This is a genomic window from Bartonella sp. AC158YNML, from assembly GCF_042196725.1.
In the GTDB taxonomy this organism is placed as follows: Bacteria; Pseudomonadota; Alphaproteobacteria; order Rhizobiales; family Rhizobiaceae; genus Bartonella.
The window spans coordinates 63426-86634 of the sequence record NZ_JBHIQU010000001.1; the positions used below are offsets into that span (position 1 = coordinate 63426).

19 protein-coding genes, 1 tRNA gene and 2 pseudogenes are annotated in these 23209 nt (G+C 36.7%); 11 read left to right on the forward strand and 11 right to left on the reverse strand.

What is annotated here, in order from left to right; all coding sequences use genetic code 11:
- Positions 1-835: 835 nt before the first annotated feature.
- The 5 genes from ACFIM1_RS00250 to ACFIM1_RS00270 form a co-directional block, all read right to left on the reverse strand.
- Complete coding sequence (locus tag ACFIM1_RS00250) at positions 836-1768, reverse strand: prephenate/arogenate dehydrogenase family protein (RefSeq protein ID WP_375608449.1); 933 nt, start codon at positions 1766-1768, stop codon at positions 836-838.
- A 1932-nt stretch (positions 1769-3700) separates the two neighbouring features.
- Positions 3701-4741, reverse strand: a complete 1041-nt coding sequence (gene holA / locus ACFIM1_RS00255) for a DNA polymerase III subunit delta (protein ID WP_375609026.1) — start codon at positions 4739-4741, stop codon at positions 3701-3703.
- A gap of 4 nt (positions 4742-4745) precedes the next feature.
- Complete coding sequence (locus tag ACFIM1_RS00260) at positions 4746-5540, reverse strand: ABC transporter ATP-binding protein (RefSeq protein ID WP_375609025.1); 795 nt, start codon at positions 5538-5540, stop codon at positions 4746-4748.
- Entirely contained in the window at positions 5533-6429 is an 897-nt protein-coding gene (locus ACFIM1_RS00265) for an ABC transporter permease (protein WP_375609024.1), read from the reverse strand. Before ACFIM1_RS00265 ends, ACFIM1_RS00260 begins: the two co-directional genes overlap by 8 nt.
- 63 nt (positions 6430-6492) lie before the next feature.
- Positions 6493-7470, reverse strand: a complete 978-nt coding sequence (locus ACFIM1_RS00270) for an ABC transporter substrate-binding protein (protein ID WP_375609023.1) — start codon at positions 7468-7470, stop codon at positions 6493-6495.
- A gap of 186 nt (positions 7471-7656) precedes the next feature.
- Here ACFIM1_RS00270 and ACFIM1_RS00275 point away from each other — a divergent pair.
- The 3 genes from ACFIM1_RS00275 to ACFIM1_RS00285 all read left to right on the forward strand — a co-directional run bounded on the left by ACFIM1_RS00275 (position 7657) and on the right by ACFIM1_RS00285 (position 8800).
- Positions 7657-7731: transfer RNA gene (locus tag ACFIM1_RS00275), tRNA-Gly, on the forward strand.
- Positions 7732-8035: 304 nt separating this feature from the next.
- Positions 8036-8188: a hypothetical protein gene (locus tag ACFIM1_RS00280; RefSeq protein ID WP_375609022.1), complete on the forward strand. Its 153-nt coding sequence runs from the start codon at positions 8036-8038 to the stop codon at positions 8186-8188.
- Between the two features lie 135 nt (positions 8189-8323).
- Positions 8324-8800, forward strand: a complete 477-nt coding sequence (locus ACFIM1_RS00285; protein WP_375609021.1) for a GNAT family N-acetyltransferase — start codon at positions 8324-8326, stop codon at positions 8798-8800.
- Positions 8801-9251: 451 nt separating this feature from the next.
- On the opposite strand, the pseudogene ACFIM1_RS00290 reads toward ACFIM1_RS00285, so the two are convergent.
- The 3 genes and pseudogenes from ACFIM1_RS00290 to thiD form a co-directional block, all read right to left on the reverse strand.
- Positions 9252-9404, reverse strand: a pseudogene (locus ACFIM1_RS00290) (DNA adenine methylase); the annotation flags it as partial.
- A gap of 645 nt (positions 9405-10049) precedes the next feature.
- Entirely contained in the window at positions 10050-10625 is a 576-nt protein-coding gene (locus ACFIM1_RS00295) for an NADPH-dependent FMN reductase (RefSeq protein ID WP_375609019.1), read from the reverse strand.
- A 12-nt stretch (positions 10626-10637) separates the two neighbouring features.
- Positions 10638-11495, reverse strand: a complete 858-nt coding sequence (gene thiD, locus ACFIM1_RS00300) for a bifunctional hydroxymethylpyrimidine kinase/phosphomethylpyrimidine kinase (RefSeq protein WP_375609018.1) — start codon at positions 11493-11495, stop codon at positions 10638-10640.
- A gap of 131 nt (positions 11496-11626) precedes the next feature.
- On the opposite strand from thiD, the gene ACFIM1_RS00305 reads away from it, so the two are divergent.
- The 4 genes from ACFIM1_RS00305 (at position 11627) to ACFIM1_RS00320 (ending at position 16369) form a co-directional block, all read left to right on the forward strand.
- The gene (locus ACFIM1_RS00305) at positions 11627-12448 is read left to right on the forward strand and encodes a lysophospholipid acyltransferase family protein (protein ID WP_375609017.1); all 822 of its coding nucleotides are present in this window, start codon (positions 11627-11629) and stop codon (positions 12446-12448) included.
- A gap of 996 nt (positions 12449-13444) precedes the next feature.
- On the forward strand, positions 13445-14536 hold the full coding sequence (locus ACFIM1_RS00310) for a D-alanyl-D-alanine carboxypeptidase family protein (protein ID WP_375609016.1): 1092 nt from the start codon (positions 13445-13447) through the stop codon (positions 14534-14536).
- A gap of 637 nt (positions 14537-15173) precedes the next feature.
- Positions 15174-15299 carry a DUF4102 domain-containing protein gene (locus ACFIM1_RS00315; protein ID WP_375607875.1) on the forward strand — a complete coding sequence of 42 codons (126 nt, stop codon included), beginning with the start codon at positions 15174-15176 and terminating at the stop codon, positions 15297-15299.
- An 8-nt stretch (positions 15300-15307) separates the two neighbouring features.
- Entirely contained in the window at positions 15308-16369 is a 1062-nt protein-coding gene (locus ACFIM1_RS00320; RefSeq protein WP_375609015.1) for a CobW family GTP-binding protein, read from the forward strand.
- 878 nt (positions 16370-17247) lie between these two features.
- Here ACFIM1_RS00320 and ACFIM1_RS00325 read toward each other — a convergent pair.
- The 3 genes from ACFIM1_RS00325 to ACFIM1_RS00335 all read right to left on the reverse strand — a co-directional run bounded on the left by ACFIM1_RS00325 (position 17248) and on the right by ACFIM1_RS00335 (position 20010).
- Positions 17248-17997: a L,D-transpeptidase family protein gene (locus ACFIM1_RS00325; protein ID WP_375607877.1), complete on the reverse strand. Its 750-nt coding sequence runs from the start codon at positions 17995-17997 to the stop codon at positions 17248-17250.
- Positions 17998-18037: 40 nt separating this feature from the next.
- Positions 18038-18994 (reverse strand): acetyl-CoA carboxylase carboxyltransferase subunit alpha, encoded by a 957-nt coding sequence (locus tag ACFIM1_RS00330; protein ID WP_375607878.1) that lies wholly within the window; start codon positions 18992-18994, stop codon positions 18038-18040.
- 77 nt (positions 18995-19071) lie between these two features.
- Positions 19072-20010, reverse strand: coding sequence for a site-specific tyrosine recombinase XerD (locus tag ACFIM1_RS00335; RefSeq protein ID WP_375607879.1), 939 nt, complete (start codon positions 20008-20010; stop codon positions 19072-19074).
- Positions 20011-20265: 255 nt separating this feature from the next.
- Here ACFIM1_RS00335 and ACFIM1_RS00340 point away from each other — a divergent pair.
- The 4 genes and pseudogenes from ACFIM1_RS00340 to ACFIM1_RS00355 all read left to right on the forward strand — a co-directional run bounded on the left by ACFIM1_RS00340 (position 20266) and on the right by ACFIM1_RS00355 (position 23203).
- A pseudogene (locus ACFIM1_RS00340) lies at positions 20266-20899 on the forward strand (shikimate kinase).
- Positions 20874-22007, forward strand: a complete 1134-nt coding sequence (aroB, locus tag ACFIM1_RS00345; protein WP_375609014.1) for a 3-dehydroquinate synthase — start codon at positions 20874-20876, stop codon at positions 22005-22007. The pseudogene ACFIM1_RS00340 and the gene aroB overlap by 26 nt, the downstream one beginning before the upstream one ends.
- Before the next feature lie 402 nt (positions 22008-22409).
- The gene (locus ACFIM1_RS00350; RefSeq protein ID WP_375607881.1) at positions 22410-22793 is read left to right on the forward strand and encodes an MliC family protein; all 384 of its coding nucleotides are present in this window, start codon (positions 22410-22412) and stop codon (positions 22791-22793) included.
- Between the two features lie 17 nt (positions 22794-22810).
- Positions 22811-23203: an MliC family protein gene (locus tag ACFIM1_RS00355; protein WP_375607882.1), complete on the forward strand. Its 393-nt coding sequence runs from the start codon at positions 22811-22813 to the stop codon at positions 23201-23203.
- Positions 23204-23209: the final 6 nt, after the last annotated feature.

Consider the following 23209-nt stretch of genomic DNA (forward strand, 5'->3'; position numbering starts at 1 on the left):
ATTAAAAGGAGATAGATGAAAAAGAATTTCTCCCTTTCCTTCTTTTATAGTTTTCTCAAATAAAGTTGTTTTCTCGCTTCAACAGATCAATCAAACAGAGAGGATATTCCCGCCCCAAACAGGCATACAAAAGCTAAAAAAACGAAAACACTGAAGCATCTTAATATTTATTTCAAACATGTTGCTGCATGAGATTTGAATATTAATTTACAATTGACAGCAACTATACAAGCTTTATGAAGAAAACCATATCATAAAATGAAAAATATACTGGCTACCGATTAGAGAATACTCTCCTGTTTTTTATAAAATACTTTGCGAGACAACACTCATAATACAACACTCTTTGCATTGATTTACAGAAACTCATACACCCCCCTCTCCCTGAAAAACCCTTCGCAAATCTCTTAGATTATATTCGTGAAAATCAAATTATAGAAGAGTTTTATAGGTCTTTACTCTCAGCAATACGAAAGATTATTGAACAAAGATTTTATCTTTCAAAAAATGATTTTATACTTTTTCTAATCGTAATCCTTTGAATGAGAATTACATGTCCATTGATATGAAATAAATCAAAATTAAAGCATATCTCCATGAATTTTGCTTTAATTTTTGCGATTAGCTAACCAAAACCACAAGCACTCCTCATAAAGGTCAAAAATCATTTTAGAGCACAGACTAAAAGACAAAGGTAAGTGCACTTATTATCGTACAAATTATTGAGAATTGCACCGTATTGTTATCATAACACACAATTTAAAAGGACATATATCCCAATAAAGAGGCATGATAGGAATAAGCAAAACAACACAAAATTCAAAAATCTCTTAATTTACATCCTCTCTTTAGGAAGACTATGACGCCCAAAGTCAGGGACATCAATTTCCTGTCCGGCATCAATAATATTGCGACGTACAGCACGCGTACGCGTAAAAAAATTAAACAGTGTTTCACCATCCCCTAAACGAATTGCCTGTTCTAAAAAAGCAAGCCCTTCACTAAAACGACCCAACATTTCTAAAATAGCATCTTTATTATGCAAACAAATATCCCGCCACATAACGGGATCAGAAGAGGCCAAACGCGTAAAATCACGAAAACCAGAAGCAGAATAAGCAATCACTTCTGAATTTGTTACTTTTTCTAAATCACTCGCTGTCCCAACAGTATTATACGCAATTAAATGTGGTAAATGCGAAACAATAGCCAAAACAAGATCATGATGCTTAGGCTCCATCTTTTTGACACGCGCACCACAAGCTTCCCAAAACGCTGTTAATTGTGCGACAGCAGCAACATCGCTATCTGCAAAAGGCGTTAAAATACACCAGCGATTGATAAACAAATCAGCAAAACCAGCGTCTGGACCTGAATATTCCGTTCCAGCAATAGGATGCCCTGGAATAAAATGAACCGTTTTGGGCAATAAAGGTGCCATTTCTGTAATAACCAATTCTTTTGTAGAACCAACATCACTTACAATCGCCCCAAGTTTTAAATGATCACGAATGGTTTTTGCCACTTCTGCACTAGCCCCAACAGGAACAGAAAGAATAACCAAGTCTGCTCCTTCAACAGCTTTTGCATTATCTGTCGTATAAAAGTCCCCAAGCTCCAATTCACGCGCTCTTTTCAGGGTTTCTGTACGACGTGTTGCAATAGAAATCTGAGCTGCAAGATTTTTCTTTTTAATCACTCTTGCTAAAGAAGACCCAATCAGACCGATCCCAATGAGTGCTATTTTTTCAAACTGAATATGGAGCATCTTTCACCTTCAAAGATTCTTTGCAAATGGCAATAAAGACAATCGTAAAATCACAATTTTCTTGTTTGTTTGTTCACGAGTTATGCGTAAAATATTAAAAAATGACAACTAGGAAATAAAGAATAACGCAATTTACCAATTATCATCTGCACAAGCTGACAACAGATCACTTTACCTAGAAAACACATAAAAAATAAATGACGAGAAATCTAACATCACGCTCTAAAGCTCCCTCTTAATTACTGATCAAAGCGCATCACCGAAACAAAATAAAATGCACTCTCAATTAGGATAACAACGACTCTACATAAAATCCCATCAGTTTACTTTATCTTACTAATTTACTCACAAAAAAACACATCAAAAGCGTAAGCAGACACTAACTCTTCTCCAATTATCCCGATACGTTCATTAATTTGTACATTAGACCTATATAAAAACGTATTACGCCTCCACCTACAACATCAACATAAGTTTCGCGAATATTGAAAACACCGTAAAACAACGCATACCAACAGATACCATTAAAAACATTTTCCTCTCCCGATTCCGGATACCATAAATCAAATAAATATGAGAAAAACACGCCCTCTCAATAAAGAAAAAGTTTGATAACAAAAACACCGAATATCCCTTTAATGGAATCACACCCCTCACGTAAAATAGAACGCCCTCAACAAAATAAATTTGGATTACAAATTCATGGGTTTGTTTTAAAAGGCATCTCGCTCCCTAGCCTATCTCACGACAGTGTTCATCAATGTTATAACTATAATCTATTAAGCACGACCCTCTTCACACTTAATAAAACACTATCATTATATTTTCCTACCCCCAATGTTGCAAAAAACCTTGGAATTTGAGAGCATTCATAAGAGGCATTTTTATTGCTTTTTTGTACAGTTTTTATCCACACGCCCCCCACTTATGACGTGCAAAAGACATTGTTCTGATTGATTCAATATGAAAAATAATAAATTATTAATAATAAACAATGGCTAGTTCTGTTTATGAGACACATTCATTGCTAAGATTATCATCTCTGTATCAAACATAAAAGTTTCCCCATAGGTGCTGTCGTTTTCATCATAATCTATTTTGACTTTCTCCTCATCCCAAGAAAATTCTTAATTCATACCGATCTGCAAACAATTCATTTTCTTGTCTAAAAGATTCCTCTAGCTCACTATTTTATGTGATTCAATTAATCTATAATGCATTGATTTATAAATATAATTATTGTTTTCAATTTAAATCATAACTTCGAATACTGTAAAATTCTTCCATCACAAACCCTCTTATCAATTAAAATCTCTTGTCTACACGTCACAAGAAGACATGTGAGCAAAATGATGAAAAACGCTCTCTAATGCTAAAAACTGTAGCAACATTAGAGACTAGCAAAGTATATAATGAGTGTCGACTTGCACTTTTATTAAGCGTAAAGATAAAGTTGCTCTATGGGTTTTATATTCTTCACAAGGAACTTTACTTCTACACCATTCATAAACACCGACGCGAAATAGATATGACGCGCATTGAAAAATATTTCTAAGAAAGCGTATGAATCTACCATACAAGTGTCTTCTTTTGTTTGAGACACTCTGTTTTACATGTGGGTGTTACTCCATTAAGACTCTATGAACCAACCTAATATTCACCACATCCCCACACAAAAAACACCGAATGCGTAAAATTTCACCTGAGCCTTATATTACTAACCTAAAGAACAGTGTTTTGCGGCACAATAAGATAATAAAACTGTATCAAGATTGTCTTTTGAAGGAAAGTTTTTATCAAACTTTAAAGCTCTTAAAATGCCTCCTCAAAAATAGCGTTCCTTTAACCTCTACCTGATAACGCAAAAGCTGTAATTGCTGAAAATGCTTCTGTATTGTATTTAAAATAAAAAATCATAATATTTTTAAAACACTAAGCAGCCATCTGGCGTCGTGCAATAATTGTAAGCCCTAACAAAACTTGACGAATGATAGCTTCAGCCAAAAGCGGATTTTTACGGCTGTCTAAAACAGCACTCTGAATTCTTTCCATCGCATAAGAAATTTGTTCTAACTTCCAATATTTTAAAGCTTGTTCAACGGTTTTTTTCCGTTGAAAAAAAATAGGAGGACGTGCTTGAGAAACCACCGTAAAAGGCGATTTTCCTTCAATCTCTACCTGATAACGCAAGAGCTGTAATTGCTGAAAATGCCTCTGTGCTGTACTTAAAATAAAAAAAAGCGTCCCATGCAATGCTGCATGTCGGTTAAAATGCGCTTCAAAGCCTGATATATCGCCCAATAAAATAGCATCAATGACTTCATCTTGAGAAAGAACACTTACATCACTTACAACAGCTTTCACATCTTCAAGAGTAATATGAACATTTTCAGCGTAAAGACAAAGCTTCTCTAATTCACCGCGAGACACAAGACGATCCGCCCCTAAACTTTCATGCAACCATCTACGTGCATCCAAAGAAAGAGTCTTCTTAAACTGTCCTAAAACCTCATCAATTAAACTGTCAAGAGAACGCATATCATCAGCAAAACAAGGCAAAGCCATTGCTTTTGACGCTGTTTCAACAACATTGCGCAACCCTGTTCCTTTTTTTAAATCTCCTGCCTCAATGAGAATAAAACAAGCTTCTGGTGGCTTCTCAATTAAAAGCTTTAAAGCAGCAAGAAAACCTTTTTGGTTAGCCGCATTAGAGATCCATATCAAACGATCTCCCCCAAAAAGCGATAACGTACGCGCTTCATTTTCCAAACGTGCAGGATCTTTATCAATTTCACCAGCATCCAAACGAACTGTTGAAAATGGATCTTCTATTGCCACCCGTGTAAGCTTAGCAAAATGTTGTGCACGCTCACAAATCAGTCCACGATCCGTCCCATAAATGAGAACAATAGGAAAAGCACGTGAAAAACGCGTTAGAAATTGATCAACTTCATGTGCTTTTTTCTGAGCCACATTATTAACCTATTAACAGTTCATCATCATCAAGAACTTCCCCGCGAACTTTCTGAAACATACCAATTAAATCATTGACATCCAAGCCCTTACGCTCTTCATAACTCACATCCAAAATCACTTTTCCACCATGCAACATCAATGTACGATTGCCATAATCAAGAGCCTGACGCATAGAATGAGTCACCATGATAGTCGTTAATTTTTTCTCTTCAACGATTTTTTCAGTCAATCGCATCACAAAATCAGCCATTCCAGGATCAAGTGCTGAGGTATGTTCATCAAGCAATAAAACATCCGCATGTGCTAATGTTGCCATCACAAGACAAACTGCTTGGCGTTGCCCACCTGATAAACTATCCATAGGATTATGAATATATGCTTCAAGACCAATGCCTAATTGAGCAATTTTTTCTCGAAAAAGTTGCCGTTTCTCATGATTTAAAGCCGCACGCAAACCACGACGACTTCCTCGAAGAGCAGCAAGAGCCAAATTTTCTTCAATTGTTAAAGAACCACAACTTCCCTCTAAAGAATCTTGAAAAACACAAGCAATCTTTCCAGCGCGTTCACTGACTGATTGCCTAGAAACATTTTGTCCATTGATAACCACTTTCCCCGTTGAGGGAAGCGTTGCACCCGCTAAAACACTGAGCAAAGTGGATTTACCAGCACCATTTGAACCAATAACCGTAACAAAACTACCCTGATCAATTTTCAGGTTAATATCAATTAAAGCCTGTTTTTCCAGAGGTGTTTGCGGTTTAAATGTGACCCCAACATGAAAAAACTCAATCACGTTTATGCCTCCTCCAATAGCGTGGCACAATAAGGGTTAAAACAACCAACAGCGAAGTAATCAACTGAAGATCTGTCGACGTATCAATGCCAATGCCATTTGCTTCAAATGCAAATTGCACCGCCACACGATAAAGCACAGACCCTACAATACAGCTGATTATAATCCAAAAAATATTGCGCGTACGAAAGAGAGTTTCACCGATAATCACGGCTGCCAATCCAAAAACAATTGTTCCAATTCCACCGGTAATATCAGTTGCGATGGCAGTTTGAATATAAAGAGAACCACCAAGAGCAACACACGCATTAGAAAGCCCCATTCCAAAATATATCAATGCTGATGTATGGACACCTTGCGCCGTCGCCATGCGTGGATTAGCGCCCATTGCACGCATAGCAAGACCAATTTCACTTTCCAAAAAGCGCCAAATCAAAAACGCCATAACTAGCAACACAATACCAACGAAAAGAGGACGCACAAAAATATCGGACAAACCAAACAGATTATAAAAGGGCGTTAACGCCGTATCAGCAAGTGCTAAATTAACATTAGACCCTCCCATAATTCCCATAATACGAAGATTAACTGTATAAAGTGCTGACATTGTTAAAATAGAAGCTAAAAGATTCAAAATGCCAAAACGCAAATTCAATAGAGCTGTTAATAAACCAGCCGCCATACCTGCACAAAAAGCGCAAGCCATAGCTATCCACGCATTGAAACCTAAGAGAATCAAAACACCACAGACACAGGAACCAAGAAGAAACGAGCCATCAACCGTTAAATCAGGAAAATCTAAAACCCGAAATGAAAGATAAACCCCTATAGCAACAAACGCATAAATAAGGCCTAATTCCACAGCGCCAGAAAACGCAAATATATTCATGTAAAGACAATCCCCATGAAAACTTAACGTATTTTTATTGTATCAACACTCTATCAATAAAAGTTATTGAATCACTTTTGTTGCACGATCAATAACTGCCTGCGGAATAACAATCCCTGCTTTTTTAGCTGCTTTCAAATCAATTCGAATGTCATTATTAGCCGCCTGCACAACATCAATATCACCAGGCTTTTCACCCTTTAGAATACGTACAACCAATTTCCCAGCATCAACCCCTACATCATAGAAATTCACACCTTGCGTCATAAAAGGCCCGCGCCCGATAGTATTAGCATCAACAGTAAATACAGGCATATTGGCTTCCTCTGAGACCTTTATTGCACCTTCTAAAACAGATAAAATCGTATTATCAGCAGGAATAAAAATAATATCGACCTTACCGATTAAAGCGCGTGTTGCTGCCTGAACATCTGAAGGTTTTGGTGCCGATGAAGGAATGATTTCAATTCCTGCTTTTTTTGCTACATCCTTTAATACCTTAAGTGTCGAAACAGAATTTGCCTCAGAAGCATTATAAAGGTAACCAATTTTTTTCAAATCTGGTTTTACTTCTTGTAAAAGTCTAACACTTTCTGCAACATCTATACGATCCGAACTCCCTGTTACATTGCCGCCAGGTTTAGTCAAAGAAGAAACGATTTTAGCTCCGATAGGATCAGAAATTGCTGCAAAGACGATAGGAATTGTTTTTGTTGCCGCAAGCATCGTTTGTGCTGAAGGCGTGGTAATTGCGACAATAACATCGGGTTTATCACCAACAAATTTACGTGCAATTTGCGTTGCTGTTGAAATATTACCCTGCGCTGATAAAAAGGTAAGGTGAAAATTTTCACCTTGCTTATAACCATTTGCTGCAAGCACATCTTCCACACCTTTACGAACAGCATCCGCAGCAGGATGGACCATAATTTGCGTTATTGCAACTTTAACGTTTTTAACTTGGTCATCCGCTTTTACAACACTGTTCATCATAAAAACAGCCGCCATAACAATCCAAAATATATTGGCTCTCTTCAACATTATACTCCACCCCTCTCCATGCAAAAATTAAAAAAGGAATGATTTATTACTGAAGAATCTTATAAAATCAATCTTTATTTCATTTTATCGAAACATGGACAAAATAAATCAAACAGAAATGATATTTTTTTGTTGCAATTCGTAAAAGCCTACGCCATACAAGCAAGATATATATCGAATCGGTGAGCGGGTGTAGCTCAGGGGTAGAGCACAACCTTGCCAAGGTTGGGGTCGTGGGTTCGAATCCCATCGCCCGCTCCATTTAATTTTGTATTTATTCGTTCTTGTATGGAGTTATAGTTGTAGCTTGTGTAGCTTGCCAGCAGGTTTTGTATATTTTGCCACTAGGTTTTGTACCAATTTATTTTTTTCAAAGTTTTTCTAAGATTCGTAATTTCTTGTGAATCATCCATTGGATTGGGAGCTTAGATCTAAGATAATAATTTTTAACTTATACGGATTTTTTACAGCCCCCGTATAAAAGATTAATTAGAAATTATGAGCAATGACAAGAAAAACAAATGTTAAACAAATCAAAAATTGACTTATCATTAGAGAATAATTTTTGTTCAAAAGTACGTCTTTACCAAAATTGCGCCCTAAAATGAAGGTTGTTGATTTTTCAAATGGCGTGTCTTCTATTAATTCAACATTTGCTTCAGATACATTCAATATTATCTCTGCTAAAAATTTACAAGAAACTATACCTGTAGAGTAGGCAAAATCTATAATCGATTCCTTTAATGCGCAGAAACTACCTTTAGCTTGGTGGGTTGGACCTCATTCGTCTCATTATAAAGTTGATGAAGTTCTCTTATCTATTGGCTTAGAGCATGTTGAAACAGAGGTAGGAATGGCAGCTTTAGCGCAAGATATAGACTCACATGTTACTTCTATGCCGGATAACTTCAAAATCAAAGAAGTTGAATCTCTTCAAGATTTTAGAGATTACGGAAATGTTATGGCATCAGTATTCGAGCCTTTTGATGAAGAAGCGGTTATATTTTATGAAACAATAGGCCGTTGTTATAAAAAAGACTCTGATGTAGAGATGTTCGTTGGTTATATAAATAATAATCCTGTAGCAATATGTTTTTGTATTAAAGCGGATGGGATTGGTGGAGTGTATGATATTGTCACCAAGCCGGATTTTCAGAAAAGAGGTATTGGGACATTCATGACAAAAATTGCTATTGAGCATTTAAAAAGAAGGAGATGTCATGTAATTGGTATGCAAGCCTCTCACGAGGGAATTAGCATTTATAAAAAATTTGGTTTTACAAACTTTGGTAAATTTAAAATTTATTCCAATAAACACATAGTGGTTTAGCTATGAACTCTTTTTTTGCTCATCAATTAAAAAATTTATTATTTTCAACAAAACTCAAATATGATCAAGCAATCGATATAACCAAGGAAGCTTGACCAATCCCCTTTAATACTGATAGTGAAAAGCTAAAATCAGTTATTACAAACATAATTGTTTCAAATGACGCACTCAAATTTTCTTATTTTTTTAATTTGTCTTAAAAAGATATCTATCACAAATCTAAGTTGAACAAATGTAATTTTTTATATGATCGATAATCTACTGTATGTTACTGATAATTATGAAGAACTCGAAAGAAAACATTTAAAACGACAGTTGCATCATAGTTTGTTAGATGGTTAGTCTGTTAGTTAATTAATAGAAAAAATTTTCGCTTTATACAATAACCAAAGGAGCTTAAAAAAACTTTCAAAGATCATTTAAAGCCTCTTTCATGAATCTTTTTCTTTTCTTAAAAATCACAATTTGAGATGATTGGCTCTTGAACCGGAGACGATTTCTTTAAACAACATGATTAAGATGTATTCACCTCTTTTATCTTAAATTTGCTAAAGGTTTTTTGGATCTGAAGTACATCATTGAGAGACACTAGAAACTTCCCCTTAGGTATGCAAAGCATGAAAAACAATTCACTCTTAGCACTATCATAAAGCAATCAGTAATCGGCTTTTATATTGCCCTCTTCATAAAAAGTATCTATGTTTCAAAAAAATATACAAAAAACGAACCTAATTCGCCATCTCAAATAATTAAAATTTTAGTTCATGCATAACCTTTCATTGCATCCAATACCTGTTGACTTATCTCCTGATGGATAAGCCACTGCCATCCATTTGATGTTGTTTTTCGTCCTAATTTAATGGGTATGAAATCAACCTTGTTCTTACGTGCGCAATCAACAAGCATTTAATCATGAGAATTGAAACTAAAAATATGAAGAATACATGGTGGCTTAGGTAAAAGAGTCAACTGCTCAATCAACGTGCAAGAAAATGCATAGGCGGATGAATGAATCCATAATATGCAATATGTTAAGCCCACACCATTGCGTCACAGTTTCTAAAAATTGTGTCTGCGAAGCCGTACAATAATAATCCAACGGCACACACATATAATTTTTTGCAACACCTCAAGCTGATCCAGACGAGAAAGAAAGCGCGCCGCAATAATCACGTCTTGTGACTTTAGCGACTGACACAAAGGAGCAAGCATCCCCGTGTCACCTACCACTAAATAACGATATTGCTCATCATTTTTTATCATCTCTCCCAGCTTTCTGGTGTAAAAATGCACACATTTCATGAGCAAGCCGCTCACAACGTGTCCATACCTCTTTGCTTATGACTTTCCATGCACGACCTTCATCATCTGATGCAAAATCCTCTTTGGCCGAAGCAACTTGACATTGTAGCGCATACCCATAAAGCGTACGCACCACCGGCAATAAATGTTCACACGGTTGTGCACATCTTTTTGCCGTACTCCCATGAGAAATAAGCCCAACCGGTTTACTTAAAAAGGCATCATAGGCTAAATGATCAAGAGCATTTTTTAAAACACCAGAATAAGATCCTTGATAAAGGGGGCTAGCGAGTATAACACCATCAGCTGCTGCAATTGTTTTAACAAATTGGCGGACGGCAGCACTTGGATTATCCTCTACATGATGGTGATAATCTGGATCAGCAATCGGCAAAGGCTGTTCACGTAAATCAACCCAATGAAGAGATGCCCCACGCGTCAATAGGCAATCAGCCAAGCAGTTAGCTAAAGCTCTCGTTAACGAGGGTTGACGTATAGATCCCAAAACAATTGCAATATTCAATAGAATTCTCCTTTATTTTTCATCCCATAGTTTACAAAAATGGTGAAGCGGCCCTCGCCCTTTTCCTACTTGCAAAACAGTTGAAGCTGCTAAAGTATCATTGAGATAATCTTTTGCTTGTTTAACAGCGCAAACCAAAGGTGTTGTCGGTAAAAGTGCTGCAATTGCAGCTGCAATAGTACACCCTGTCCCATGATCATTGGTCGTTATGATACGTGAAGCTTCAAGTATAACAAGGTTTTCACAATCACAATAAAGATCTGGACTAGAACAATCGTAATTTTCTGTACTATTTCTGGTAAGCGTATTCAAATGCCCCCCTTTTAACAGAACGGCATGGCACCCTAGCGCCAAGAGTCGTGGAGCATATTGATACATAGTCTCTAAAGACCATTGCACTTCACCTCCCAATAACAGTGCAGCTTCAGGCAAATTTGGCGTGATCAAAGTTGACATCGGCACAAGAACATCACGCATAATTTCAATAGTATCAGACTTTAAAAGAACATCACCACTTTTTGCAACCATAACCGGATCAAAAACAATGAAACGCGCTTTATGATAAGCAAGACGTTCTGCAATAGTCTGTGCAATCTGAGCATTTGCAACCATACCAATTTTAACGGCATCAACATGGATATCCTCAAAAACAGAATCAATTTGATCAGCAACAAAAGAAGCATCTAATGCCTGAAAAGAACGTACGCCCTGAGTATTTTGTGCAACAACAGCTGTAACCACACTCATCCCATAAGTTTTCATAGCTGAAAAAACCTTCAAATCCGCTTGCATTCCAGCGCCACCAGAAGGATCTGTTCCCGCAATAGATAAAATCCGTGGAATAAAAAGCTTCTCTTTCTGTAATTCCATCCAGCTCTTTCCTTATGTTTTTAAATATCGAAAAATAAATTACCGAAAAAAATAGATGCTTGAAAAAACATAAAGAAGATGTTTTCTCATGTAAATTATATTATATATGAAAGTTCTCTTATAGCTATAAAATGGAAAATGTAGTGCTTATCCTTCGTTCTGTTCTTTTTACGTTTGCTTTTTATACAACCACTTTCATACAAATGATTCTTTACGCTCCCGTTTATTTTTTAATGCCACGTAAAAAAGCATGGATTGTACCTAAAACATGGGCGCGCGTCACACTCTTTTTGCAAAAATATATCGCAGGCACAAGTTATGAGATTGAAGGTTTAGAAAATCTTCCCAAAGGAGCCTATATCATTGCTCCAAAGCATCAGTCAGCTTGGGAAACTTTCAGTCTTGTTCCCTATTTTGATGATCCCACTCTCATTTTAAAACGTGAATTGATGTGGATTCCATTGTTTGGCTGGTATATGGCAAAAACACAAATTATCCCCATTAACCGCACAACACCCATCAAAGCCCTGAAAATGGTTATACAAAAAGCAAAAGAAAAAGTAAAACAAGGGCGCCAAATCTTGATTTTTCCCGAAGGAACACGCCGACAACCCGGTCAAGAACCAGATTATAAGTCAGGAATTGTCGCGCTCTATAATGAACTGGGACTTCAAGTTGTCCCTATTGCACATAATGCGGGTTTATATTGGCCACGCAATAATTTTCGTCGTTATCCTGGAAAAATCCGCGTTCGCATTCTTCCTCCCATAGAAGTTGGTTTAAGCAAACGTGATTTTCTAGATCAACTTGTCCAAAAGACTGAAAAAGCCTGTGATGAACTGCTTCTCTTAGCAGCTCAAGATCCTACCCCTCCTCCTATGCCACCATCCGCTGTTAAAAAACTTCAAAAACTAAATCAAGACACTCATGAATTAGAATCAAGACACTCATGAATTAGAATAATGCATTGCTTTATATATTGAGCAAAATCTATGGAACAAAGATATAAGAAAAAAACTTAAAATTTCCTCATTCAAAATTATAAAAAACGATCAATGTATAAATTTTTTGAAAAAGAATTCTTCTTATCTTGAAAATCGTTTAAATAATAAACACAGCATTGACAGCAAATAATAAATGCCAACATCTTTCTCCATAAACATAAGGATGAGGTTTTCTGTAAGCTTCATGTGATACTAAGAGCGACACATTTTAAAAGAAACATAACGACTAATAAATATTTCTTTAAAACAGACACATGAATCGGCAACGCAACAGTGTTTTATTGTAAGCGTTTTGCCTTGCACAAGGAACGTATTCTCCTATTAAAGTAAATACATAAAGGAACCTCATAATAAGAACTTTATACTTATGCACAAACAATGCTCAAAATGTTTGACGGAGTGGAATTAGAAGAAAAATAAACAATATAGCATCGTATTATTTTTATGTATAAAATATTGATTTATAATGATAAATAACTTTTCATATTAAATAATAACTCCCAATATAGTAAAATCATCTCATTCTCCTCCTTCTCATATTGAATCTCATTAAATTTACTTCCTTGTCTGTCATAAGCAAGGTTCACGTATAGATAAAAAATACCTCATAGGCCATCTCAAGTGCCAAGAGTTGTCCTAACACAACCTAACAGAAGAGCAAGCAAAATGTATGATTATACCGGCTTATTCCTTCCTGCGAAACATCAATTCTCCCAAAAACCTGAAATCTTGCACAATCTTCATTATTTAAAAAGTATTTCTTGAGACACCTAAGCTATCAAACCAAATTCAAGGGGAAAATAAAGATGAGTGTTGGTCTTTATCTCTGAAACACAACTGATACAGCAATTAACCATCTGTCCTTTCAATCCTGGACTCAAAAGCTTTGTGTGTTACATTAAAATAATTCTAAATAACGAATAAAAAGGAACTCGATTTAAATTAATGAAACATCGCTTCTATAATTTATTTTTTTCTTTCGTTTTGAGTTTATCCAGCGCTTCTGTTCTAGCGCAGCCTTTTATTTCTGTTGATGTTACAACAGGACATATCTTAAAACATAATCAAGCTTTTGAACGTTGGTATCCAGCTTCCTTAACAAAATTAATGACCGCTTATGTTATTTTTCGTGCTATGAGCCAAGGTGAAATTTCACCAAACAAACCTATCACCATCAGCGAATATGCAGCAAAAGCTCCCTCATATCGTTCAGGCTATAAAGCCGGTTCTGTACTCACACTTGATACAGCCTTAAGTATCACCATGGTTAAATCTACCAATGATTTGGCTATTGCCATGAGTGAAGCCGTTGCAAATTCACAGAAAGATTTTGTACGTAAAATGAATAGCGAAGCTAAACGTTTAGGCATGTTTGGCACCCATTTTGCGAACGCAAGTGGTTTACCAGACCCTCAAAATTATTCCACAGCACGCGATATTGCTCTTTTAGCCGTTCAAATACGTCGAGAATTTCCACAATATGCTCATTATTTTTCTATTCCAGCCATTGATTTTGGTAAGAATCGAAAAATCCAGCATAACTCAAACAACCTGATTGGACGTTTTTATGGAATAGATGGTATGAAAACAGGCTTTATTTGTGCCTCTGGTTTTAATCTTGTTGCCTCAGCCACCCGCAATAAACGTACAATTATTGCTGTTATTCTAGGTGCTAACAACATAAGTGAAAGAGAAGAAAAAGCTGCACAACTTCTTGAAACAGGTTTTTTGCATCAAGGAACCCCTCAATTAACACTAGCAACATTAAAACCTTATGGTAGCAAGATAACACAAGCCAGCAATATGAGACAACAAACATGCACACCTGAAGCCATAAAAATGCATGCAAATTCATATGATGATCAAGGAAATATTATTCTCACCTCACCTTTTATTGCTGCTTCACCTTCTTTTTCTCATCCTTTAGTAGTACACCTCATTCGTACGCCACAGACACCCAAAATGACAGTAAAACCACTAAGAAAACCCCATAATCTGTCTAAAAGAAGTGAAAACTATTCTATAAAAAAGCCGTAAGCCATAATCTATAATTAATTATAATTCATTGATTTATAATAATAATTTTGCACCTTATGTCAGAAGAACAAATATCGTAAGGTTTCCTCATTTCAAATCTGTATCTGTCGAATCAATTAAAATCAGTTTCTTGCACACCACCAGTTGGATGAGCATAGAGATAAAATAATTAAAGCAGGAAATTAAAATTCCTCTTATAAGTCTTTTCAAGTACCAAAAGTTATCACAACATTGGCCACTGAGGAAGTGTAGTTAGTGCCTACGTGCACCTTTATAAGCATAAGAATAGTAGTATAATGGATTTATGGGGTGTTTACCATTATATCCCTCACAAGTACCATTATAAATGGGATTAAACATATTCAGATAGGTTTCTTTAAAACAACAAGATATTGATTTATAATGATAATTTAGCGTTATTCATATTGAATTGAGAGTCCCGAATAACGTAAAATTCTCTCATTTCAAATTTGTTTATCTTGAATCAATCAAAATCACTTACTTGCACGTCACAAGCGAGACTAGCCATATGGGTAAAAAACTATTAAGAAAGGATTAAAGTGGCTCTTATGAACCATCTTAAGTTCTAAGGGCTGTCGCGCAACATTGGAAGCCGGCAAATAGTGTTAATGCCGGCTTGCTTATCCACAAACGTAAAGCTGGTGGTGCTCAATGGCTTTATCGTTATACCATTCATCGTCGGCGCCATGAAATGAGATTGGGTGCTTTAAGAGATGTTTCTTTAAAACAAAACCACGGTTGATGATTAATATGAAAATAAAGCGCATTCCTCTCACGCTTATTACTGGTTTTTTAGGCTCTGGCAAAACAACTTTGCTCAACCGTATGCTAAAAAACCCTCTTCTAACAGAATGTGCTGTTATCATCAATGAATTCGGTGAAATCAGTATTGACCACCTTCTGGTTGAAAAGGCGACAGAAGGAATTATTGAGCTTGCCAATGGTTGCTTATGCTGCCATTTACGCAGTGATCTCATCGACACATTAACCGATTTAATCAATCGCATCCAAACAGGACAAATCAAACAACTCAATCACATTATCATTGAAACAACAGGGGTGGCTGATCCCGCTCCTATTTTACAAATACTTTTAAGCCACCCACTGTTTATTCAAACATTGTCCATAAATGCTGTTTTTGCAACATTTGATACATTAAGCACGCTTTCCATATGTGAGCACTATCCTGAAATATATAAACAATTAATCTTTGCTGATAAAATTATTCTCACCAAAACAGATCTCTCAGCCCCACAAATGCTTTCAAATACACTCCTTAACACACTTAAAGCCATTAATCCTACAGCACAAATAATTGATGCCCATTCTGAAGATTTCTGCTCAAATCTATTAATAAATAACACATTATGGAATGAAAAAGGAGAAAATACAAAACTTAAACAAAATCTTACGACTACCCCACATGATCATACCCCCCATAAAACCATTCGTACCTTTTCATTAAACTGTGAGGATCCTGTTGATTACGCTACAATTGAAGCTTTTTTAGATCTCCTACAAGACCGTTATGGTGCAAAGTTACTCCGTATTAAAGCAATTATCGCATTGCGTGATGACCCTTATCGCCCACTTGTATTACATGGCGTACAAACATTTTTTCATCCTCCCATAAGATTGCCAGCATGGCCAAAAGGAATAAAACAAACACGTTTTGTCATCATTGCCGATGGTGTTGAAAAAGAAGCGATAGAAAAACTTCTCAATGCTTTTTTTAATAAACCAGCAATAGATACTGCAGATAAAACGGCGCTTTTGGAAAACCCTCTGGTCATTCCAGGCGTAAAATTTTAATTCGCCTCCCTTCAATGATATAATGGTAAATTCTTTAGGACCACCATCTTTACGCTTTTGAAGGAGAAATCCAGCACCATCACATTATTTACCAACCTCCAATGTTGCACCACCCTTTACACTTGAGATTCATAAGAGGCGTTTTTTTCTTTAATGTTTTTAGCCACGCGGGCTTTTCCCATTTGTAATGTGCAAGCAAATAATTTTGATTGATTCATCATAAATAGATTTTCATATAAAAGAATCAGGTTGTGATTCAAACTGGAAAAATAATAAATTATCATTATAAATTAAATTGTTATCATAATTTTTTTTAATATTTACCAATTTGTAATCAGGGTATTTTTCTCGTCATGGGCTTCATCTACGAACCAGTTCAAATGATTCATTTCACAATCCCATTGAACAAATTCTTGGTTCTAAATATTCTACTCAACTTTATTTCTCCAGCAGATTGAAACAAAACCCTCTTAAATTGAAGCAAAAAAACTAAAATCAGACAGAACAATATCGTATTTTAAGATGTGTGACTGTATTTTATATAACAGCCTTACTTACATAACAGCCTTACAAGGAAAAATTTTATAGCATGAAAGAATAAAATCCTTTGAAAAAAAGTACATTTTTTGTTAGCTTACTCTCCACTAAAAATAAATATTGCTCCCTGTATCGGTCTGCAAACAATATAACTCCTCTAAACAAGTTCCTCTTGGCGTCCCACCCCATTTAATTTACTGACATAAAGCTCTATGAACAAGTTCAACGCTTTAAAACATTGACCCCTCACTTAAAAAAACACCTTATGCATAAAGTTATATATCCTATATCATCACCATAAGCGACAGTGTTTTACAGTACGCAGCAGGATAAAATAACACTCACTGCATCAGAGAAACTGAAGTTTTATCAATATCGCGATTAAAAACATAACGTTTTTCATAAACTTCAACGATTGGAGGTTTACGATTTTCTTCAAAAAAATCATAACCTTTCTTAAGCATAACCCAAAATTGATAATGAGGATCATTGCTATGACGTGACATATTATTCTCAGTCATGCGGAAAGGAAAAGCTTGTAACTGAAATGCTCTTTGCCCTCCTTTAAAAGCATCCCGTGCAAACGCATAAATTTGAGCCATATTTCTATCACTCATAGAATAACAACCAGCGGAAAAGCAAGAACCATGTACCATAAGATTGCTTCCTGTACGGCCATTTTCCTGATCATAAAGGTTCGGATATCCTATATTAAAAGAAAGATAATATTTTGAATAAGGATTCATTTGGTTTGCGCTAATCGTATAAAAGCCCTCTGGTGTCTGAAGATCCCCTTCCTTATATTTAGGACCAAGCTTACCAGACCATTTGCAAATGCCATAGCGCGCCACCAACACAAAAGATCCTGAACGAGATTGCTTCCAAATTTCAGCAACATTTTCTTCCTTAAAAAACCGCATCATAATCGGTGCATATGGGTCTATATTGTACAGAGCCATTCTATTTCGGATTTCCTGCGGAAGAGGTTGCTCAACTTTAGCCCGAATAGAAGCTGGTAATCTTCCTTCACATGCCGTCAATATTCCCATTACAAACACAACACACAGAGCGAGGAATCTGTTAAATATCATCGAATAAAACTCCAATTCAACACCCCTCACCAAAAATGACTTATACTAGTGAGCGACCAATTTGAAGGTATTTTTCCCTTCGCTCTTGTTTAAGCACTTGACCATCCTTTCCAGCCATCTCTTTTAAAGCCCCTGAAATAACATCACCCGTTGCATCAATGGCAATTTCTTTTCCACGATGTGCTCCTCCTAAAGGCTCCGAAATAATACCATCAATAATCTTTAAGCGATACAAATCTTGAGCAGTAATACGCATATTCATTGCAGCATCTTTTGCACGGGCTGGATCACGCCATAAAATAGAAGCTGCTCCTTCTGGAGAAATAACAGAGTAAATCGCATGTTCCAGCATATAAACTTTATTGGCAGCCGCAATTGCTATAGCTCCCCCAGAACCGCCTTCTCCAATAACAACGGATACAACAGGAACCTTTAGGCGCAAAGTTGCTGCTGTTGATTGAGCAATTGCTTCCGCTTGCCCACGTTCTTCAGCGCTTACTCCAGGATAAGCACCCGCTGTATCAATAAAAGTGAGGAGTGGCAAACTAAAGCGGTCAGCCATTTCCATAATACGTACCGCTTTACGATATCCTTCTGGACGTGCAGAACCAAAATTATAGCGCAAACGTGTTTGCGTATCGTGACCTTTCTCTTGACCAATGTAAGCAACGGCCTCCCCCTTAAAGCGAGCAAAACCGGCTTGAATAGCTTCATCTTCAGCAAATTTGCGATCTCCTGCCAAAGGTGTAACATCACTCAATAAGCGTTTAGAATAGTCCATAAAATGCGGACGATCAGGATGACGAGCGACTTGTGTTTTTTGCCACGGTGTCAATTTTTTATAAATATCATTCAATGCCGTTTGGGAACGCTTTTCAAGACGCGCAATCTCGTCGCTCATATCAAGACTGTCTTTTTCCTGAGAAATTTTTTTTAATTCAAGAATTTTCCCATCGAGATCAGCAACTGGTTTTTCAAAATCAAGATAATTATACATTGTACCAACTCACTCAGTGTCACTTATACACTTATAATTCGCTTTATAAAGTCTTTTTCAAAAACAACACCTTTTCTTTAACGAGCCTTTTGCTCATCGGCAAGTGGATGATGCTCATTGACTAAACGATAAAGTCCCTCTTCCAATACATGGGTATAAATCTGAGTAGTAGAAATATCAGAATGACCCAACAAATGTTGAACGGCACGCAAATCAGCACCATTTTGTAAAAGATGGCTAGCAAAAGCGTGGCGTAACACATGGGGAGAAAAGTGATTACTTTTTATTCCAGCTCTTTTAGCAAGATTTTTCAATTCCCGTGCAACAACTTGACGAGCAATATACCCTGTTTCTGAATGGGCCGGAAAAAGATAAAGGCTTGTTGCATCTTTTCCTTGATCACGCAAATTCAACCACTGCAACAGAACTTGATATGCTTTTTTTGATAACAACACCATTCGTTCTTTTTTTCCCTTACCGCAAACCAAAATACTGTATTCTTTCCCCCGAACAGCCTGCACTGGCAAACTCACCAACTCACTAATGCGTAATCCTGTTGCATAAAGCATTTCACTCAACAACTGAAGACGCAATGCCCGCAAATAATCCTTGGACCCATAAACTGCTTGATTAACCTCCAACTGCGCCAAATCAAGAAATTTTGTCACCACATCTTCACTGATAATTTTGGGCAAAGGGCGTCCTTGGCGAGGTGCATCAATATCATGGGAAGGATCATCTGCTCTTAATCCTTCTGCATAAAGAAACTGATAAAATTGACGCAACGTCGATAAACGACGCGCTTGTGAAGATGCAGCAAAACCAAACGTATGCATAAGCGACAAAAGACCAATCAAATCTTCTTTTTGTGCTGCAAAAAGCGAAACAGAATGGGAAGACAATTCATCTTGCGCCCACTGCAAATCATGTTGATAAGCCGCAAGCGTATGAACAGAAGCACCTCGTTCAGCACTCATCATTTCAAGAAAACGTTCTATCACAATGTTATTTTTCATTGATTCATTCTCAAGGAAAGACTCAATGAATCCAAAGGGACATCAACAGACATATCCACAGTTACAGGCTCAACAAAAACCACAAGAGTGATCATTATACTAAAAAGAATAATAAGCAAAATAAAAAGAATCATCAAAAATCTGGTCAATGTTGGCATAAAATAATAAACTTTTTCCAAAATATTCTATCTCTTATTCTATCTTATAAAGATTAACAGGAATTGACTTTCAAGCAGATAAATGCCGAAATAAGCTATGAAAAATAATCGACCCCAACATCCCTCCATGTCACAAGTAAAGAAACAACTCTTATCATCTCTCGATAACCAAGCTCTTGTATTTGTTGGTCTTATGGGGGCAGGAAAATCAGTCATCGGAAAACGTGTTGCTAACATGCTTGGTTTACCCTTTTATGATTCTGATCAAGAAGTCGAAAAAGCAGCACAAATGCCTATCACAGAAATTTTTAAAATCTACGGTGAAGCGGAATTTCGTACTCTTGAACAGCGTGTTATTCTCAATCTCATAAAAAAAAGCCCTCTTGTTTTAGCGACAGGTGGTGGCGCCTACATGAATCAAGATACACGAAAAGCCATCCATCAAAATGGAATATCCATCTGGCTGAAAGTAGATCTTGATATCCTTATGCAACGTGTTTCCAAGCGTCCAACACGACCACTTCTTCAAACAGCAAACCCTAAAGAAACGATGCAACAACTCATGGAACAGCGCTATCCTCTCTATGAAAAAGCAAATTTAACAATTAACAGTCATAAAGAAAGCCCCTACAGAGTAGCAAAAAATGTCATACGATCTATACAGCACTACCTCTATACAAAAAAATAACGATAGAAAGAACAAGCATGCAAGCCAAAACCGTCACCATTAAATTAGACAAGCACTGTTATGATATCATCATTGGTCCGGGTCTCATTACACAAGCTTCTTTACAGATTAAACATGCTCTTCAGCAAAAAGATTTTCATCAAACGCGTTTAGCAGTTGTTACAGATACAAATGTTGCATCCTTCCATTTGGATACATTACAAACAGAATTTAAAAAAAATAAAATTCATACTGTCCCTATTATTTTAGAAGCGGGAGAACAATCAAAATCATTTTCAACCCTGCAAGTTGTCATCGATCAAATTCTTGCTGCGCGTTTAGAAAGAGGCGACTGTGTTATTGCTTTTGGCGGTGGTGTCATTGGCGATCTAGCAGGATTTGCAGCAAGTATAATCCGCCGTGGTATGAACTTCATTCAAATGCCCACAACGCTTCTTGCACAAATTGATTCCTCTGTTGGTGGAAAAACGGGTATCAACAGCCGATATGGAAAAAATCTTATTGGTGCTTTTTATCAACCGCAATGCGTTATTGCTGACACATGTATCCTTGATACCCTACCACTACGTGAATTTCGTGCTGGTTACGCAGAAATAGTCAAGTATGGACTCATTAACCAACCTGATTTCTTTGAATGGCTTGAAAAAAATGGAGAAGAAATTTTTTCTAATGGCTCTATACGAACAGAGGCAATTGTTCGCTCATGCCAATTTAAAGCTGCCATTGTAGCACGTGATGAATATGAGAAAGGAGAGCGCGCACTCTTAAACCTCGGCCATACATTTGGACACATGCTTGAAACAGCAACCGCTTATGACTCAAAGCGTTTAATTCACGGTGAAGCTGTAGCAATTGGAATGGTTCTCGCGCATCAATTCTCTGCTCAACTGAATCTAATAGACTCCACGCTCATACACCGCATCGAAGCACACCTTAAAGCCATAGGATTGCCTACACAATTAAAAGATATTCCAGGATGTCTACCAAATGCTGAAACTCTAATGAATCTCATCGCCCAAGACAAAAAAGTTTCACAAAATAATTTGACTTTCATTTTGACACGCGGACTTGGCCAATCATTTATTGCAAAAAATGTTCCACCAGATGCAGTTTTGTCCTTTTTGGAACAAAAATTAACAGAAATTCGTTAATTCATATTGAATATAATTGATTCGTTTTTATACTTCTATTAAAGGAATAAAGATGATGATGTCTGCGTAGCTCAGTAGGATAGAGCACAGGATTCCTAAAGAAATTGGGCACTTTGAGGAGAAATCTTCAAAGTGGATCTGCTCAAATTCGGGGAAAGCTTCATGGGCGACTATATGCCAATCCCGAGCCAAGCCTCTCTTCATTATAAGAGGAAGGTGTAGAGACTGAACGGGCAGCACCTAAAAGGCGTAAGCTTCAAGGTGAAGAGACAGTCCAGACCACAAACAGCCGATAAGGCTGGCGGTGAAAATCGAAGTGGTATGAATCCTGGGGTCGCAGGTTCGAATCCTGCCGTAGACACCATCGTATAGGATAAATTACTTTTCATATAGGGAAGCATTATGAAAAAAACTCTACATATTTTAGGATTTTTTTCCTCTTTATTATTTTTCAATGTCAGCTGTGCCTTGGCTGTTTCTTTAATCATTGAGGTATCAGATAATCCAGAAAAACAAACTATGACCTATCAATGTAATATAGGAGGAAATAAAGAACGCGTTGAAGCAACCTATTACAACGCTGACAATATTTCATTAGTTGATTTCAAATGGAAAGGCGATCACATTATTGCTGCTAATGTTATTGCTGCTTCTGGAGCAAAGTATGTGGGGGAGCAATATATTTGGTGGGAAAAAAATAAAGAAGTAACACTTTATGATCTTATTCAAGATCCAGAAGAAAAAAATCCCATCCTCTGTAAGGATGAATCACTGTTATTATTTTAAATAACTGAGGAAATATCATGAAAAAAATTACTTTTATTGTAGGATTTTTTGCTGCTTTAAGTATGCCACTATTCGGTTCACTAAATGCCTTTGCTAGCTCTTTAGTTATTGAGGTACCGGATAATCCAGAACCAACAACAGAAGTTGCTACCTATCAATGCGATACAGGCACAAGTAAAGAGCGTGTTGAAGCAACCTATCTCAATGCTGGTAACATTTCACTTGTTGATTTCAAATGGAACGGAAAGCGTATCATCGCTTCCCGTAGCATAAGTGCTTCTGGAGCAAAATATATGGGAGGACCATATATATGGTGGACAAAAGGAAACGAAGCCATACTCTCTGATCTCATTAATGATCCAGAAAATAAAAACCCTATTCAGTGTGTAGAAGAACAAAAAACAGAATAAAAAAGC

Excerpts from the sequence above, each read along its gene's own strand:
- ACFIM1_RS00250 (WP_375608449.1), bottom strand. The coding sequence starts at position 1,768 with ATGCTCCATATTCAGTTTGAAAAAATAGCACTCATTGGGATCGGTCTG.
- ACFIM1_RS00265 (WP_375609024.1), bottom strand. The coding sequence starts at position 6,429 with ATGAATATATTTGCGTTTTCTGGCGCTGTGGAATTAGGCCTTATTTAT.
- ACFIM1_RS00270 (WP_375609023.1), bottom strand. The coding sequence starts at position 7,470 with ATGTTGAAGAGAGCCAATATATTTTGGATTGTTATGGCGGCTGTTTTT.
- ACFIM1_RS00285 (WP_375609021.1), top strand. The coding sequence starts at position 8,324 with ATGGCAGCTTTAGCGCAAGATATAGACTCACATGTTACTTCTATGCCG.
- thiD (WP_375609018.1), bottom strand. The coding sequence starts at position 11,495 with ATGGAATTACAGAAAGAGAAGCTTTTTATTCCACGGATTTTATCTATT.
- ACFIM1_RS00305 (WP_375609017.1), top strand. The coding sequence starts at position 11,627 with ATGGAAAATGTAGTGCTTATCCTTCGTTCTGTTCTTTTTACGTTTGCT.
- ACFIM1_RS00310 (WP_375609016.1), top strand. The coding sequence starts at position 13,445 with ATGAAACATCGCTTCTATAATTTATTTTTTTCTTTCGTTTTGAGTTTA.
- ACFIM1_RS00320 (WP_375609015.1), top strand. The coding sequence starts at position 15,308 with ATGAAAATAAAGCGCATTCCTCTCACGCTTATTACTGGTTTTTTAGGC.
- ACFIM1_RS00325 (WP_375607877.1), bottom strand. The coding sequence starts at position 17,997 with ATGATATTTAACAGATTCCTCGCTCTGTGTGTTGTGTTTGTAATGGGA.
- ACFIM1_RS00330 (WP_375607878.1), bottom strand. The coding sequence starts at position 18,994 with ATGTATAATTATCTTGATTTTGAAAAACCAGTTGCTGATCTCGATGGG.
- ACFIM1_RS00335 (WP_375607879.1), bottom strand. The coding sequence starts at position 20,010 with ATGAAAAATAACATTGTGATAGAACGTTTTCTTGAAATGATGAGTGCT.
- aroB (WP_375609014.1), top strand. The coding sequence starts at position 20,874 with ATGCAAGCCAAAACCGTCACCATTAAATTAGACAAGCACTGTTATGAT.
- ACFIM1_RS00350 (WP_375607881.1), top strand. The coding sequence starts at position 22,410 with ATGAAAAAAACTCTACATATTTTAGGATTTTTTTCCTCTTTATTATTT.
- ACFIM1_RS00355 (WP_375607882.1), top strand. The coding sequence starts at position 22,811 with ATGAAAAAAATTACTTTTATTGTAGGATTTTTTGCTGCTTTAAGTATG.